We start from the raw sequence: 15,514 nt of genomic DNA on the forward strand, positions 1-15,514 counted from the left end.
CGGTGCAGTCCTAGACAGCTCCACCACACCGGAGGTCTTCGCCATGATCAAGCCCGGCAAGCGTCAACAACGCTCGTGATCAATACAGCTAGGGCCTGTCAGACACGCCCTGAGGCCTTCTGACAGCCGGGCGCCCGGCGTGGCGGTGGGGTTAACCCCCGCCCAAGACGCCGGGTCACCGCAGTGCTTCCGGACCCGTGCACGCGCGAGTGTGTATCCATGCCCCGGACCACGGCTCATGCCGAGGCCGGCCGGCGCACGGACCCCCGAGACGCGCAACAGAAGAGAGCCCGCCCCGATGATGCTGCGTTACGCCCTCCAGACCGTCCGCGCCCGAAAGGCGGGCTTTCTCGGCGCCTTCCTCGCCCTGATGTGCGCGGCCGCTCTGATCACCGCCTGCGGCACCCTCCTCGACACCGGCCTGCGCGGCACGATCCGCACCGAGCGCTATGCCGCCGCTCCCGTCGTGGTCTCCGCCGACCAGTACGTCCACCAGACCACCGTGAAGCACAAGAAGGGCAAGACCAAGGTCAAGCACAAGGCGAAACCCGTCGCCGAACGCGCCTGGCTCTCAGCGGACCTGCGCGAGACCCTCGCCCGCACCCCCGGCGTCGCCCGTGTCGTCCCCGAGCTGACCTTCCTCGCCCAGCCGTTGACCCCGGCCGGCACCGGCGGCCGTACCGCCTACGGGCATGCCTGGGACTCCGCTGCGCTGACGCCGTACCGGCTGACCACGGGCAGCGCGCCCAAGGCCGCCGGCGACCTCGTCATCGACGACGACCTCGCGGCACGCGCACACCTCCGCCCCGGCGACCGCCTCACCGTGCAGTCGACGCAGTCCCCGCGCAGCTACCGGATCACCGGTATCGCCACACCGGCCACCGCCGTTCGCCACCAGACGTCGCTGTTCTTCGCCACGGCGGAGGCCGAGCGACTGGCCGCGCACCCCGGACAGGTCACCGCGTTCGGCGTGCTTCCGGCCCGGGGCGCCGACCCGGAGGCGGTGCGGCAGGCCGTGGTGCGGTCACTGCACGGCACCACCGCGCAGGTCAGCGCCGGCGACGCCCGCGGGCCCGTCGAGTTCCTGGACGCGGCCGCCGCCCGCACCCGGCTGGTGAGCATGGGCGGCGCGATGGGCGGCACCTCGCTGCTGGTGGCGGTACTCGTGGTCGTCGGCACCTTCGCGCTCTCCGTCCAGCAACGCCATCGCGAACTCGCCCTGCTCCGCGCCATCGCCGCCACGCCCGGACAGATCCGCACACTGCTGGGCCGGGAGGCATTGATCGTCGGCGCGGCGGCGGGCAGCGTGGGCGCCCTGCTCGGGCTGCCGCTGGGCGGCTGGCTGCACTCCAGGTTCGTCGCCCTGGGCGCCGTACCCGTCACGCTCCAGCACACCGTCAGCATCTTCCCGCCGCTCGCCGCCCTCGCCGCCACCCTGCTCGGCGCCTGGGCAGCGGCCCGGATCGCTTCCCGCAGGATCGCCGGGATCCGCCCGGCGGAAGCCCTGGCGGAGGCCAGGACCGAGCGCACCCGCCCGGCCTGGGGGCGTATCGCCGCCGGTCTGCTGCTCCTCGCCGGCGGAGTCGTCCTCGTCGCCGTCCTCGCCTCCCTGCGCACCGAGCCCGCCTCGACTCCCGTGACCTTCCTCGCCGTCGTCGTCCTGTCCACCTCCGTGGCCCTGCTCGGCCCGCTGCTCGTCAAGGCGGCCGCGCTGCTGCTGGCCGGCCCCTTGCGGCTCACCGGTCACGGCGGCCGCCTCGCCACCGCCAACCTGCGCGGCAACGCCACCCGGATGGCCTCCGTCGTCACCCCCCTCACCCTGCTCGTCGGCATGACCTGCACCGTCCTGTTCGTCCAGTCGACCCTCGGTGACGCCGCCCGGAGTCAGGCGCGCGAGGGTGTCACCGCCGACTGGGTCGTCGCCGCCCAGGGGCCCGGCGTCCCGGGCGAGGCCGCACGGCGGCTGCGCGCACAGCACGACACCGTCACCGAGGTGGTCCGCACGACCGTCCGTATCGGCCTCGACAAATACCCGGCCCAGGGCGTGACGCCGACCGGTCTGACCCGCACCTGGGACCCGAAGGTCACCGCCGGCTCCCTCCGCGATCTCGCCCCCGGCACCGTCGCGGTCAGTGAACTGGCCGCGGACCAGCACCACTTGAAGCCCGGGAGCGCTCTGAAGCTCACGCTCGGCGACGGCACTCCCGCCACGCTCACCGTCGCCGCCGTCTACGACCGGGGTCTCGGCTTCGGCGACCTCACTCTTGCCCACGACCTCGTGGCCCGGCACATCGACAACCCGCTCGCCTCCTCCGTCCTCGTCAGCACGACCCGTACACAGACACAACTCGCGACTACGCTGCGTGAGTTCCCGGGTCTGCGGATTCTTTCGTCGGCCGCCGCGGATTCCCTCCAGGCCGACCGACAGCAGGCGAACGCCGAGGTCAACTACCTGGCCATGGGGCTCGTGCTGGCCTTCACCGCCATCGCCGTCGTCAACACCCTCGCCATGTCGGTCGCCGAGCGTGTCCGGGAGTTCGCCCTGCTCCGCCTCGCCGGAGCGACCCGACGCCAGGTCCTGCGCGTGCTGCGCACCGAGGTACTGTCCGTGCTGTTCCTCGCCACCGCGCTCGGCAGCGGCATCGCGCTCGCCGTACTCACCGCGTTCAGCGTCGGTATGACCGGCCGGGCGGCCCCCACGGTCACACCTCTGCTCTACGTCGGCGTGATCGCGGTCGCCGCCCTGCTCGCACTCGTCTCCAGCGCTCTTCCGGGACGCGCGGCGCTGCGCGTCCCGGCGGTGACGGTGGCCACGGCGAAGGAGTGAGGAGGAGGGACAAGCCCTGGCCACGGCCCCGCTGAGCCCGGGTCAGCCGGTCACCGGCTCCACCGGCAGCCCCTGCGCCCGCCATGCCTGGAAGCCGCCCACCAGGTCCGTCGCCCGGTGCAGGCCCAGCTGGTGGAGGGAGGCGGCTGCCAGACTGGAGGCGTAGCCCTCGTTGCAGATGACGACGACGCGCAGGTCGTGGCCGGTGGCCTCGGGGACCCGGTGGCTGCCCCGGGGGTCGAGGCGCCACTCCAGTTCGTTGCGCTCGATGACGAGCGCGCCGGGGATCACGCCGTCCCGCTCGCGCAGGGCCGCGTACCGGATGTCGACCAGCAGGGCCTCACGGCGGCCTGCCGCCTCGTGCGCCTCCCGTGCCTCGATGCGCCGATAGCCCGCACGGACCCGCTCCAGCAGGTCGTCGATGCCGACCGGCCGTGTCTCCGTACCGCCGCTCACTGCCAGTCCTCCGGGCGCTCGACCTGCTCCAGGCGCAGCACCTGACCCGTGCGACTGTAGCGACGGATCCGCGGCAGCGGCGGGTAGTAGGCGTGGACGGAGACCGCATGCCGGTCCGGGGACTCGTTCAGCACCTCGTGCACGTGGTGGTGGCCGAAGGAGCGGCCCTGTCCGGCGGGCAGTCGGCGCTCGCGATCGACGTCCTCGGTGAGTTCCAGGGTCTTCCAGCCGTCGGTGGGCAGCCGCGCGGCCAGCGAGTACTCCTTGAGTTCACCGGCCGCGGTGACGAAGGCGCCGACCGAGTCGGCGTGGTCGTGCCAGCCGGTGCCGCTGCCGGGCGGCCAGCCGATCAGCCAGGCCTCGCTGCCGCCGGGGCCCTCGAGGCGCACCCAGGTGCGGCCCTCCGGGTCGAGCGGCAGCGAGGCGATCAGCTCGGTGTCGGCGGCCGTGCGCCGCGCGAAGTCGAGGAGGTCCGCCTGAGTCGGCGCCGGGTCGGCGGTGCCGCCGGTGGCAGCGGGGGAGACGGAGGGGGATACGGACACGTGCACCGTCCTGAAGAGGGTTCGCCGAACGGGCGCACACCGGCGCCCGGAGGAAGAAGAGGGAGAGCGAATTCAGCAGGACGGGCGACACACGCAGCCCGCATAGCGGACGAGGTCCATATGGACCCTCCGCCACAGGCGCACACAGGTGTCGGTCACGATCCGGAGTACAGCACGCTGCTGCACTCCGGTCAACTCACCGTCACCATGTGGACAGAGGGTGACCAGGCGCACGTTCAGCGCGCGCCGGAGCCGGCTTCCGCCTCCTCCTTCTCCTCCTGCACGGCGCCGCCGAGCGTCGCCTCGGCCGCCGCGTACAGGTCGGCCGGACGCACCCCGTTCAGCGCGGTGACCAGGTGGCCGTCGGGGCGCACGAGCAGCACGCTGTGCGCCGGCGCACCCGGGTAGTCCTCGGCGACCAGCAGCTCGGCCGGGTGCGGAAGCGCCGTCACCGCGGCGGCGAGGCGGGGCATGACCCCGGCGGACACCCAGTGCTTGCGGTCCCACACTCCCGTGCCCGGGGCGATCAGCACGACGAGCAGCGCGCCACGGCCCAGCCGGTCGCGCAGCTGTACGAAGGAACCGTCCTCCGCCGTGACCCGCACATCGGCGACCGGTGAGCCGAACGGGGTGTCGACCGGGATCTCCGCCTCCAGGTGCCGGGGCGCCAGCGGCGAGTCGGCGTACCCTCCCGGCGCACCCACCGGGCCGCGCCCCAGATGACCGTCCGTGAGCAGCGCGTCGTGGCCCCGGGCCGCGCCGGGGACGTAGTGCCGCAGCCCGCCACCGCCGCGGAGCACCGGCAGCAGCTGGTCGGCGGCGCGCAGCCGGGCGGCGACCACCGCGCGCCGCTCGGTCTGGTAACTGTCGAGCAGTGCCTCGTGGTGCCCGTGGTGCCAGGCCGGGGCCAGCTTCCAGGCCAGGTTGTCGGCGTCCCGGAGACCCTCGTCGAGCCCCTGGGTGCCGAGCGCGCCGAGCAGGTGGGCCGCGTCACCGGCGAGGAAGACCCGGCCGGCGCGCCAGCGCCGGGCCAGCCGGTGGTGCACCGTGTGGACGCCGGTGTCGAGGAGGTCGTACGCCGGTGTGGTGCCGTCCGTCCAGCCCGCGAGGGTCTCGCGGATCCGGGCCACCAGGATGTCGGGCGTGACCAGGTCCTTGCCCGGCGGCAGCAGCCAGTCCAGACGCCACACGCCGTCCGGGAGGGGGCGGGCGGTCACCTCCCCGGCCGAGGGCCCGGACGACCGCCACGGCGGCATCCGATGGAGCAACGCCTGGCCCTCCCACGGAAGTTCCACGCGCAGGGCCGCGACCGCGTGCCGTTCCACCGCCGTACGGCCCGGGAAGCGGATGTCCTGCAGCTTGCGCACGGTCGAGCGGGGCCCGTCGCAGCCGACCAGGTAACTGCCGCGCCACCAGGTTCCCTTGGGGCCGCGGGTGTGGGCGGAGACGCCGGAACGCTCCTGCTCGATCGAGTCGAGCCGGCTGTCCGCGGCGACCTCGACCAGCGGCTCGTGCGCTACGGCCGCACGCAGGGCACCCGTCAGGACGTGCTGGGCGAGGTGCAGCGGGGCCGCGGGATCGCCCTCGTCGAAGGTGATCTCGTTCAGCACCTGCCGGCGCCTGACCGACCGCCATCCGGTCCATCTCACGCCGTGGCCGCCGAAGCCGACTCCGGTCAGCCGCTCCAGCAGGGCGGCCGTGTCCTCACGCAGCACGACGGTGCGCGCCGGGCGCGGTTCGTCCTTGCCGGGGCCCTCGTCCAGGACGACGGAGGGCACCTCCTGACGGGCCAGCGCCAGGGCGAGCGTGAGCCCGACGGGCCCCGCTCCGACGATGATCACCGGGTCCACGGTGCGGCGCCCCCTGTCCGCAGCGGTGCCCTGGCGGACATGGGGGAACAGGAAGGTGAAGCGGGGTGCACGATCACAGAACGTATGCAACCCATTGGCAGAGTTTGCGTCAAGTGACCAGAGGCAGTGGCGATCATGCCACTGCCTCCGGGTGACGCATTCGGGTTCGACCTGACGTCAGGCCGCGGTTCCCGTTCCCGCGGCGCCCGCGATGTTGACGGTGTCGTCGACGCCGAGCACCGCGCCGGTCGACTTCTTGCGCCGCCGCAGCCGCCCCTCCAGCCAGCTCGCGAACGAGGTCAGGGAGAAGTTGATGATCACGTAGATGGCGGACACGATGGTGAGGGACGCGATGATGTTGGCGCCGTAGTAGCCGCTCATCGTGTTGGCCGAGGCGAGCAGTTCGGGGAAGGTGAGGACCGCGCCGCCGAGCGCTGTGTCCTTCACGATCACGACGAGCTGGCTGACGATCGCCGGAAGCATCGTGGTGACCGACTGCGGCAGCAGGATGAGCCGCATCACCTGGTTCTTGCGCAGCCCGATCGCCATGGCCGCCTCGGACTGGCCCTTCGGCAGGGCGAGGATGCCCGCGCGGACGATCTCCGCCAGCACCGACGCGTTGTACAGCACCAGACCGGTCACGACTGCGTAGAACGGACGGTCGTCGGAGGGGACGTTGGTGTACTGGGCGAACAGGGCGAGCCCGAAGATCATCAGGACCAGCACCGGGATCGCGCGGAAGAACTCCACGACCATCGCGACCGGGACACGAATCCACGCGTGGTCCGAGAGGCGGGCGATGCCGAGCACGGCGCCGAGCGGGAGCGCGATGACCATCGACAGGGCCGCGGCCTTCAGGGTGTTCTGCAGACCCGGCCAGATGTACGTCGAGTAGGCCTCGGTGCCGCTGAAGAACGGCTTCCAGAGCGCCCACTCCAACTGGCCCTTGTCGTCGAGCCCCTTGTACACCCACCACAGGACGGCCGCGAGGACGACGAGGAAGCCCGCCGTGTAGAGGATGTTGCGCCGCTTGGCCCGGGGGCCCTGGGCGTCGTAGAGGACCGAACTCATCGCTTCACCGCCACCTTCTTGCCCACCCAGCCGAGGATCAGACCGGTCGGCAGGGTCAGGCAGCAGAATCCGAAGGCGATGAACGCGGAGATCAGCAGCAGCTGTGCTTCGTTCTCCACCATCTCCTTCATCAGGAGTGCCGCTTCCGCCACGCCGATCGCGGCCGCCACGGTCGTGTTCTTCGTCAACGCGATCAACACGTTGGTCAGCGGTCCGACGGCCGCGCGGAACGCCTGCGGCAGCACGATCAGGCCGAGAACCTGCGTGAAGCTCAGGCCGATGGCCCGGGCCGCCTCCGCCTGGCCGACCGGAACCGTGTTGATGCCGGCGCGGATCGCCTCGCAGACGAAGGCCGACGTGTAGACGGTCAGCCCGAGCACCGCCAGCCGGAAGCTGCTCGTGTCGACCTGGTCCGACCCCAGGGTGATGTTCAGCGTGTCCTTCAGGCCGAGCGAGGCGAACAGGATGATCACCGTGAGCGGGATGTTCCGCACGATGTTCACGTACGCGGTGCCGAAACCGCGCATCAGCGGCACCGGGCCCACCCGCATGCCGGCCAGCAGGGTGCCCCAGATCAGGGAGCCCACGGCCGACAGCAGCGTGAGCTGCACTGTCGTCCAGAAGGCGCCCAGCACGTCGTACTTGTCAAGAAAGTCGAACACGATCTCCCGCGCTTCCGCGTGTAGGGATGCCCGGGTGCGCCGCCGTCAGGAGCGGCGCACCCGTCGGGCGTTGCCTCAGCTCTTGATGTCGCCGATCTTCGGAGCGGGCTCGTTCTTGTAGCCGGCCGGGCCGAAGTTCTTGTCCACGGCCTTCTGCCAGGAACCGTCGGAGACCATCTCCTCCAGGGCCTTGTTGATCTTGGCCTTGAGGTCGCTGCCCTTCTTGACGCCGATGCCGTAGTTCTCGTTGGTCATCTTGAAGCCGCCGAGCTTGAACTTGCCCTTGAACTGGGACTGGGCGGCGTAACCGGCGAGGATCGAGTCGTCCGTGGTCAGCGCGTCGATCGCCTTGCTCTGCAGGCCGGTCAGGCAGGCCGAGTACGTCGGGTACTGCTGAAGCTGCGCCTTGGGGGCCAGCCTGTCCTTGACGTTCTGCGCCGACGTGGAACCGGTCACCGAGCACAGCTTCTTCTTGTTCAGGTCCGCCGGCGACTTGATGGTGTTGTCGTCCGCGCGGATCAGCACGTCCTGGTGGGCCAGCAGGTACGGGCCGGCGAAGTCGACCTTCTGCTGACGCTCCGGGGTGATCGAGTAGGAGGCCGCGATGAAGTCGACGTCACCGCGCTGCAGCATGGTCTCGCGGTCGGCGCTCTTCGATTCCTTCCACTCGATCTGGTCGGGCTTGTAGCCGAGCTTGCCGGCCACGTAGGTCGCCACGTCGACGTCGAAGCCCGCGTAACCCTGCGGGGTCTTCTGGCCGATGCCGGGCTGGTCGAACTTGATGCCGACGGTGATCTTCTTGCCGCCGCCGGAGGAGCCGTTGTCGTCCTTCTTGTCGCCGCCGCACGCGGTGGCGGACAGGGTGAGGGCGAGTACGACGGCGGAGGCGGCGGTGACCTTGCGGAGCTTCATCGTGAACATCCTTTGAGTGGTGAGGAACGCGGTCCGTGAGGGACGGGTGGCCCCGGGGTCGTCCGGGGCGCGCGGGCTCGGTGCCGTCAGTGGTGCAGGATCTTCGACAGGAAGTCCTTGGCCCGGTCACTGCGCGGATTGCTGAAGAACTGGTCGGGCGCAGCCTCTTCGACGATGCGACCGTCCGCCATGAAGACCACCCGGTTTGCAGCCGATCGTGCGAAACCCATCTCATGGGTGACGACGATCATGGTCATGCCCTCCCGGGCGAGCTGTTGCATGACCTCGAGGACCTCGTTGATCATCTCGGGGTCGAGGGCCGAGGTCGGCTCGTCGAAGAGCATGACCTTCGGGTCCATCGCCAGCGCCCGGGCGATGGCGACGCGCTGCTGCTGGCCGCCGGACAGCTGGGCCGGGTACTTGTCGGCCTGGGCGCCGACACCGACCCGGTCGAGCAGGGCACGGGCCTTCTCCTCGGCCTGCTTCTTGTCCGCCTTGCGGACCTTGACCTGCCCGAGCATCACGTTCTCGAGCACGGTCTTGTGCGCGAAGAGGTTGAAGGACTGGAAGACCATCCCGACGTCGGCGCGCAGCCGGGCCAGCTCCCTGCCCTCGTCGGGCAGCGGCTTTCCGTCGATCGTGATGGTGCCGGAGTCGATCGTCTCCAGGCGGTTGATGGTGCGGCACAGGGTCGACTTTCCGGACCCGGAGGGCCCGATGACCACGACGACCTCACCGCGGGCGATCGTCAGGTCGATGTCCTGGAGAACGTGCAACGCGCCGAAGTGCTTGTTGACGCTCTTCAGGACGACCAGTTCGCCGGACGCGGCCACGTCTTCCTTGGCCACCGATACTTTGGTCATCGCTCTCAGGCTCCGTCCTCCTCGGTTTCGGTGGACAGTAGTGATGGCCGGTGACCAGCGTCATCACATCTGAGGGGAATCTGAGCATCACGATCCGATAGCAATCGGACACGTGTCGTAGCACTTGAGGTCCGTGCTCATATCGGGGGGATAACGGAAGGGGCAGGCAACCGGAACCCTCTTGACGCCGTCCTTGTCCATCGGCGTGACTTCCATGGTGCACTCGCGCGTGCGCGCGATCTACAAGCCGAACGAGAACCATGACCGTATGACCGCTGAACCGGAGGGGGCCGGGATGAGACTGCTGCTGGTCGAGGACGACAACCATGTCGCGGCCGCACTGTCCGCGGTCCTCGCACGGCACGGATTCGACGTCACCCACGCGCGCAGCGGCGAGGAGGCCCTCCAGGCACTCGTCCCCGAGGGCGCCGGGTTCGGCGTGGTCCTGCTCGACCTGGGCCTGCCCGACCAGGACGGCTACGAGGTCTGCGGCAAGATCCGCAAGCGCACCAGCACCCCGGTGATCATGGTCACCGCGCGCTCCGACGTCCGCTCCCGCATCCACGGGCTCAACCTGGGTGCCGACGACTACGTGGTGAAGCCGTACGACACCGGGGAACTGCTCGCCCGGATCCACGCCGTCAGCCGGCGGACCGCGCACGAGGACGCGGTACCGGGCGTCGAGACCTCGCTCCGTCTGGGACCCGTGCTCATCGAGCTGCCCAACCGCCGGGTCAGCGTCGACGGTTCGGTGATCCAACTGACCCGCAAGGAGTTCGACCTGCTCGCGCTGCTCGCCCAGCGGCCGGGAGTCGTCTTCCGGCGGGAGCAGATCATCAGCGAGGTCTGGCGCACCAGCTGGGAGGGCACGGGCCGCACCCTGGAGGTGCACGTCGCCTCACTGCGCGCCAAGCTGCGCATGCCCGCGCTGATCGAGACCGTACGCGGCGTCGGCTACCGGCTCGTCGCGCCGGCCGCCTAGCGGGGCCGGGTGCGCACACGGCTCCTGCCGCTGCTCATCGTCCTGATGGCGGCCGTACTCCTCGCCCTCGGCCTCCCGCTCGCCGTCAGCGTGGCCGCAGCCCAGCAGCAGAAGGTGGTCGTCGACCGGATCGACGACACCGCACGCTTCGCCGCGCTCGCGCAGTTCGTCACCGACGCGCCGAGCGGATCCCGCCGTACCGTCCCGGACGAGCGCCAGGCGACGCTCCGCCGCGAACTGGACAGCTACTACGGCGTCTACGGCATCCGGGTGGGCGTCTTCTACGGCAACGGTTCGGTCATGGCCAACGCCCCGGACGACTGGGTCGTGCCGCAGACGGGGGAGGTCCGGGAGGCTTTCGGCGAGGCGCTGCTGAGCCGCCGCAGCCACGACCCCCGGCAGGTGTGGCCCTGGCAGCGCAGCCGGCTGATCGTCGCCTCGCCGGTGATCCGGGACGGGGACGTCGTGGCGGTCGTCGTCACCGACTCGCCCACCGGGCAGATGCGTTCGCGGATCCTGAGCGGCTGGCTGTTCATCGGGGCCGGCGAGATCGCCGCGATGCTGCTCGCCGTGGGCGCCGCGCTGCGGCTGACCGGCTGGGTGCTCCGGCCGGTACGGATCCTGGACGCCACCACCCACGACATCGCCACCGGACGCCTCAAGTCCCGGGTGGCGGTCGCGGGCGGGCCGCCGGAACTCAGACGGCTGGCCCGGTCGTTCAACGAGATGGCGGACAACGTCGAGGACGTGCTGGAGCAGCAGCGCGCCTTCGTCGCGGACGCCTCGCACCAGCTGCGCAATCCGCTCTCGGCGCTGCTGCTGCGCATCGAGCTGCTCGCCCTGGAACTCCCGCAGGGCAATGAGGAGATCGCCTCGGTCCGCACCGAGGGCAAGCGCCTCGCGCAGGTCCTGGACGACCTGCTCGACCTGGCGCTGGCCGAGCACGCCGCGGCCGACCTCATGCTGACCGACGTCGGAGCCATGGCCGAGGAGCGGGTGGCCGCCTGGTCACCGGCCGCCGCCGCCAAGGGTGTCCGGCTGGTCGGCGACTGCCCGCCCACCACCGCCTGGGCCGACCCGATCGCCCTGTCCAGCGCGCTGGACGCAGTGATCGACAACGCCGTGAAGTTCACCCCCGAGGACGGCACGGTCGAGATCGTCGTCACCTCCAACGGCGACACCTCGACGGTCGTGGTCACCGACACCGGCCCCGGCCTCACCGACGAGGAACTCGTACGGGTGGGTGACCGCTTCTGGCGCAGCGGCCGCCACCAGAACGTCAAGGGCTCGGGTCTGGGCCTGTCCATCACCCGCGCCCTGCTCGCGGCGGGCGGCGGCTCGATCACCTACGCGCACCACGAGCCGCGGGGACTCCAGGTGACCGTGGCGGTGCCGAGGAACCCGGACGGCCTCTGAGGCCTCACCGAACAGGACCTCACGAATAGGTCCGAACCGACTAGGGCTTCACCGATCGGTAGTACCGCCGGGCGCCCTCCTGCAGAGGCAGCGGGTCGGTGTAGATCGCCGTACGAAGGTCGACCAGCTGGGCCGAGTGGACATGGGCACCGATGCCGTCGCGGCTCTTGATCACCGTGCGGGTCAGCCACTCGGTCAGCCGGGGATCCATGTCCTTGCGGGTCATCAGCAGGTTGGACACGGCGATCGTCGGCACCGCGGTGCCGTGCTGCACGGACTGGTACGCCGTCTCGGGCATGTTGGTGGCCCGGTAGTAGCGCGCCGCGTCCCCGCCGGCGTGCAGCTTGGTGACGAGGTCGCCGTCGATCGGTACGAACCTGAAGGAGAACTTCCTTGCCAGCTCGACCAGCCCCTTGGTGGGCAGCCCGCCCGACCAGAAGAAGGCGTCGATCTTGCCGTGCCGCAACCGGTCCGGCCCGGTGTCTATGCCCTCCGACATCGGCGTGATGTCCTTGTGCGGGTCGATGCCCGCGGCCCTGAGCACCCGGTTCGCGATCAGCCGGACCCCGGAGTCGGGCAGCCCGGTGGCCACCCGCTTGTGCCGGAGGTCCGCGACGCTGTCCACCTTCGAGTCGCGCGGCACGATCAGCTGGACGTAGTCGTCGTAGAGCCGGGCCACACCGCGCAGCCGGTCCGCGCCGCTGCGGTGCTGCAGTTCGTACGTCTCCACCGCGTCGGCCGCCGCGATCGTGAAGTCGGCCTTCCCGGTCGCCACCCGCTCGACGTTCTCCTGTGAGCCGGCGCTGTTCAGCAGCTTCACCTGCAACCCGGGCATGTCCCTGGCCAGCTCGGTGCGCAGCCGCTCGCCGTACTCCTGGTAGACCCCGCGGGGCGTGCCGGTACTGAAGACGATCGTCCCGCTCGGCGGGGTCTCGCCCAGTGGCAGCAGCCACCACAGCAGCAGCCCGAGGGCCACGACGCCGACGGTCGCGCCCTGGAGGGCCCGGCGCCTGCTGATACGGGGGAACACCTTGGACATGCGGGCGATCCTGCCAGGCCGTGCGCGGGGCTGACCAGGGCCGGGGTCACTCAGGGGCCCTCGGGGAGCACGACGGGGGTGTCGGTGGCGGCCGTTAGAGTCGCCGTATGAGCTCTTCGCCCGCCCGTCTCGTCCATGAGTTCCACCGCGCCTTCGGCCTCGACGCCCGCACCACGCCGACGGAGGTGGGACCCGAACTGGCCGCGCACCGCGGGGAACTGCTCGCCGAGGAGGCAGCGGAGGTGGCCGAGGTGTCGGTCGAGGGCCCGCTGGACCAGCTCGCGCACGAGCTGGCGGACGTGGTGTACGTGGCGTACGGCACCGCACTGGTGCACGGGATCGATCTCGACGAGGTGATCGCCGAGATCCACCGCGCCAACATGAGCAAGCTGGGCCCGGACGGCCAGGTCGCCCGCCGCTCCGACGGCAAGGTTCTCAAGGGCGAGCACTACCGGGCGCCGGACGTGTCGGCCGTGCTGCGCCGCCAGGGCTGGACACCCGGCGGCGCAGCCTGACGCCGAGGGCCTGGCGCGAAAGTCCCGTCGTCCGCCCGAAGGGCGGGCCCGGCGGCGTCAGGTGCGTGCTCTCGGCGTGCCGGGCGCAGGCCCTCGTACCGGACGTACTCGGGTCTGTGCCCGGTGCGGCGAGTGGGCGCGCTTCCCACGCCCTTGAGGCAGTGGGGGAGCGTGCCGGGCGTCGCCGGGCAGTCGGGACTTTCGCAGCAGGCCCTAGGACGACAGCGAGCCGCCCGCCAGCTTCCACTCGCGGTGCAGGGAGCCCAGCGGAACGCTTCGCTGCAGCACCGGCGTGCCGAAGATGGAGAGCTGGATCCGCAGGGTGCCCGAGAGGTCTACGCCGCCGTACACACCCCAGGTGCCCTCGGCCTTCACCTCGGGCGTGTCGGAGGAGGCGGTGACGGTCCCGGAGGCCTCGCCGCGCAGGTACGGCGCCAGGTCGGCGGTGACGCCGACGGTGCCGTAGAGGCCGACGGTCGCCTCGGCGCCGAGGGCCGTCTTCACGCTCCCCGCAGTGGTCAGGGAGGCCCGGACGGGCGTGCTCGTCATGTCCGACGAGCTGACCGGCGTCCACCCCTTGCCCACCCCGAAGGTGCCGCCCGCCTTGAAGTCGCCCTTGAGGCTCTGCTCGACGTCGACGGTCACGTGTCCGTCGGCGCTGATCTGGAAGTAGCAGGTCAGGTCGAGGTTGACGACGACGGGGACCGGGCCGACCTGCAGGACGGGGTCGGCGTGCAGCTTGGCGAACGGGATCCGCAGCGGGGTGCCGGTGGTCGCGGCGGCCCGGCCCTTCACGGCCCACCCGGAGGTCCAGTCGCCGGAGACGCCGAGGTAGGCCGAGCCGGGCGCCGCGTCGGTCCCGGTGCCGCCGTAGCTGAAGTCGACCTGTGGGGCCACCTGGACGAACCCGGACACCGAGGCACCGGCCGAGACCGGGGCGCCCTCGGCCGTCTGCACCTTGGCGCCGACGTCGAGCCGGAGGCTGCCGAGCGGCACGGTCGCACCCTTGGGCCCGACATGCACGTCACCGGCCTTGGACCAGGAGACCTTGACGTCGGGCAGCAGCTTGTCGACGGCGAAGGAGGACGGGTCGACCGGCACGGTGCCCTTGGCCGTGTCGTCGCCCAGCAGCGCGTTGAGCGCCGCCGGTTCGGTCTGCACCTCGGTGCCCCGGTCGCTCTCGCCGATCACCTTGGTGACCTTGGCGAGCAGGCCGTGCGGGGCCCCGGGTGCCGGGGCGCTGGCGATGACGTCACCCACGGCGGCCTTCTGCGGCGCCGCCGACGAGGTGGGCGAGGGGGTTGCCGGGGACTGCGAAGTCCCGCTCCTCGCCGGCGCCTTGGAGATGACGGCGCGGCGGGTCCGGCTGTCGTACGAGCTGACGGTGAGCGTGCTCTTGTGCGCCCGCCGGCCCGTGCCGGAGGGGCCGGCCGTGGCGGTCGCGGTGGCGGCCGGGGCCGCCGCGACGGCGAGCGAGTGGCCGGTGTCGCCGGTGGGGCCGTCGGTGGCCCGGACGTCCTGGCCCTGGCCTGCCGCCGGTGGTGCGGCGTGCGGCGAGGGCGAGGAGCAGCCGGCGGCGAGGAAGAGGGCGGTCACGGCGAAGGCGGGCAGGAGGGCACTACGGTGCCTCGTGCGTCTGCGCAAGGTCGGTCCTGGGGTGAAGTGGGGGGTGGTGAAGAAGGGCAGCACCGACGGCTGGCTACCTATGGGTAGAACCGGCCGGTAACTCGATGGTGAGCCATGAGCATGCCATGCTGCGCGCACAGACCCCGCACAATACGGTCACATCCCAACGTGACCTGGCACACGGTGAGTTCAGGCCGTGCGGTGGCCGGATCCCGGTCAGGGTGCGGGCCCGCCGACCCACCTCCCGACCGGGCGGAGGTCAGCCCGTGAGCCCCGTGCCGCCGAGCCGGGTCAGCAGGCCGGAGAGCAGGGCGATGTCCTTCTCGCTCCACGCGGGACCGGAGAAGATCTCGGCGGCCGTCTCCTCGGCCGTGGCCAGCATGTCCTTCAGTCGCTCCCGGCCGGTCCCGGTCAGCGACGCGTAGGCCACGCGCGCGTCACGTGCGTCCGACTCGCGGGTCACCAGCCCGATCCGCTCCAGGGGAGCCAGCCCGCGGGTCACCCCGGAGGCGGTCAGCCCCAGCGCCTCGGCCAGGTCGACCCGGCGCATCCGGCCGCCGGGTGCCTGCCCCAGCCGCAGCAGCATCGTGAAGTCGGCCAGGCTCACCCCGTGCAGCCCGCCGAGCCGGGCGTCGAAGCGCCGCACGAGCGCCGTCTGCGCCCGCACCAGCCGCAGCGAGGCGTCCAGGGCGTCACTCATCACTCACCGGCATTCCGCTCGCCGCCCTCCTGTTGATTGCCATCTCCTTGACC

At 71.3% G+C, this 15,514-nt stretch carries 15 protein-coding genes; 4 read left to right on the forward strand and 11 right to left on the reverse strand.

Annotation, left to right across the window (positions count from 1 at the left end; translation table 11 throughout):
• Positions 1-298: 298 nt before the first annotated feature.
• Entirely contained in the window at positions 299-2,827 is a 2,529-nt protein-coding gene (locus ACIF83_RS34235) for an ABC transporter permease (RefSeq protein WP_399732751.1), read from the forward strand.
• 42 nt (positions 2,828-2,869) lie between these two features.
• On the opposite strand, the gene ACIF83_RS34240 is transcribed toward ACIF83_RS34235, so the two are convergent.
• The 8 genes from ACIF83_RS34240 to ACIF83_RS34275 form a co-directional block, all read right to left on the reverse strand.
• A complete protein-coding gene (locus ACIF83_RS34240; protein WP_399732754.1) occupies positions 2,870-3,283 on the reverse strand; it encodes a rhodanese-like domain-containing protein in 414 nt (137 codons plus the stop codon).
• Positions 3,280-3,825, reverse strand: coding sequence for a cysteine dioxygenase (locus ACIF83_RS34245; RefSeq protein ID WP_399732756.1), 546 nt, complete (start codon positions 3,823-3,825; stop codon positions 3,280-3,282). Before ACIF83_RS34245 ends, ACIF83_RS34240 begins: the two co-directional genes overlap by 4 nt.
• Before the next feature lie 72 nt (positions 3,826-3,897).
• Positions 3,898-4,059, reverse strand: a complete 162-nt coding sequence (locus ACIF83_RS34250) for a putative leader peptide (protein WP_399732759.1) — start codon at positions 4,057-4,059, stop codon at positions 3,898-3,900.
• A gap of 2 nt (positions 4,060-4,061) precedes the next feature.
• Entirely contained in the window at positions 4,062-5,675 is a 1,614-nt protein-coding gene (locus ACIF83_RS34255) for an FAD-dependent monooxygenase (RefSeq protein ID WP_399732762.1), read from the reverse strand.
• Between the two features lie 177 nt (positions 5,676-5,852).
• Positions 5,853-6,746: an amino acid ABC transporter permease gene (locus ACIF83_RS34260; protein ID WP_393480870.1), complete on the reverse strand. Its 894-nt coding sequence runs from the start codon at positions 6,744-6,746 to the stop codon at positions 5,853-5,855.
• A complete protein-coding gene (locus tag ACIF83_RS34265; RefSeq protein WP_393480872.1) occupies positions 6,743-7,408 on the reverse strand; it encodes an amino acid ABC transporter permease in 666 nt (221 codons plus the stop codon). Before ACIF83_RS34265 ends, ACIF83_RS34260 begins: the two co-directional genes overlap by 4 nt.
• A gap of 75 nt (positions 7,409-7,483) precedes the next feature.
• Positions 7,484-8,320, reverse strand: a complete 837-nt coding sequence (locus ACIF83_RS34270) for a glutamate ABC transporter substrate-binding protein (RefSeq protein ID WP_393480874.1) — start codon at positions 8,318-8,320, stop codon at positions 7,484-7,486.
• Between the two features lie 86 nt (positions 8,321-8,406).
• A complete protein-coding gene (locus ACIF83_RS34275) occupies positions 8,407-9,183 on the reverse strand; it encodes an amino acid ABC transporter ATP-binding protein (protein ID WP_393480876.1) in 777 nt (258 codons plus the stop codon).
• A 295-nt stretch (positions 9,184-9,478) separates the two neighbouring features.
• On the opposite strand from ACIF83_RS34275, the gene ACIF83_RS34280 reads away from it, so the two are divergent.
• On the forward strand, positions 9,479-10,165 hold the full coding sequence (locus ACIF83_RS34280; RefSeq protein WP_393481221.1) for a response regulator transcription factor: 687 nt from the start codon (positions 9,479-9,481) through the stop codon (positions 10,163-10,165).
• Between the two features lie 9 nt (positions 10,166-10,174).
• A complete protein-coding gene (locus tag ACIF83_RS34285) occupies positions 10,175-11,581 on the forward strand; it encodes an ATP-binding protein (RefSeq protein WP_393480879.1) in 1,407 nt (468 codons plus the stop codon).
• A gap of 40 nt (positions 11,582-11,621) precedes the next feature.
• Here the strand turns inward: ACIF83_RS34285 and ACIF83_RS34290 are convergent, their stop codons facing one another.
• On the reverse strand, positions 11,622-12,620 hold the full coding sequence (locus ACIF83_RS34290; protein ID WP_393480881.1) for a TAXI family TRAP transporter solute-binding subunit: 999 nt from the start codon (positions 12,618-12,620) through the stop codon (positions 11,622-11,624).
• A gap of 107 nt (positions 12,621-12,727) precedes the next feature.
• Between ACIF83_RS34290 and ACIF83_RS34295 the strand changes: the two genes are divergently transcribed.
• The gene (locus ACIF83_RS34295; protein WP_393480884.1) at positions 12,728-13,135 is read left to right on the forward strand and encodes a MazG nucleotide pyrophosphohydrolase domain-containing protein; all 408 of its coding nucleotides are present in this window, start codon (positions 12,728-12,730) and stop codon (positions 13,133-13,135) included.
• Positions 13,136-13,348: 213 nt separating this feature from the next.
• Here ACIF83_RS34295 and ACIF83_RS34300 read toward each other — a convergent pair whose 3' ends face one another.
• Both ACIF83_RS34300 and ACIF83_RS34305 read right to left on the reverse strand, forming a co-directional pair.
• Complete coding sequence (locus ACIF83_RS34300) at positions 13,349-14,779, reverse strand: hypothetical protein (RefSeq protein ID WP_399732769.1); 1,431 nt, start codon at positions 14,777-14,779, stop codon at positions 13,349-13,351.
• Between the two features lie 241 nt (positions 14,780-15,020).
• The gene (locus ACIF83_RS34305) at positions 15,021-15,461 is read right to left on the reverse strand and encodes a MarR family winged helix-turn-helix transcriptional regulator (RefSeq protein WP_393480889.1); all 441 of its coding nucleotides are present in this window, start codon (positions 15,459-15,461) and stop codon (positions 15,021-15,023) included.
• Between the last annotated feature and the right edge of the window lie 53 nt (positions 15,462-15,514).

Source organism: Streptomyces sp. NPDC085866 (assembly GCF_044541035.1).
GTDB lineage: Bacteria > Actinomycetota > Actinomycetes > Streptomycetales > Streptomycetaceae > Streptomyces.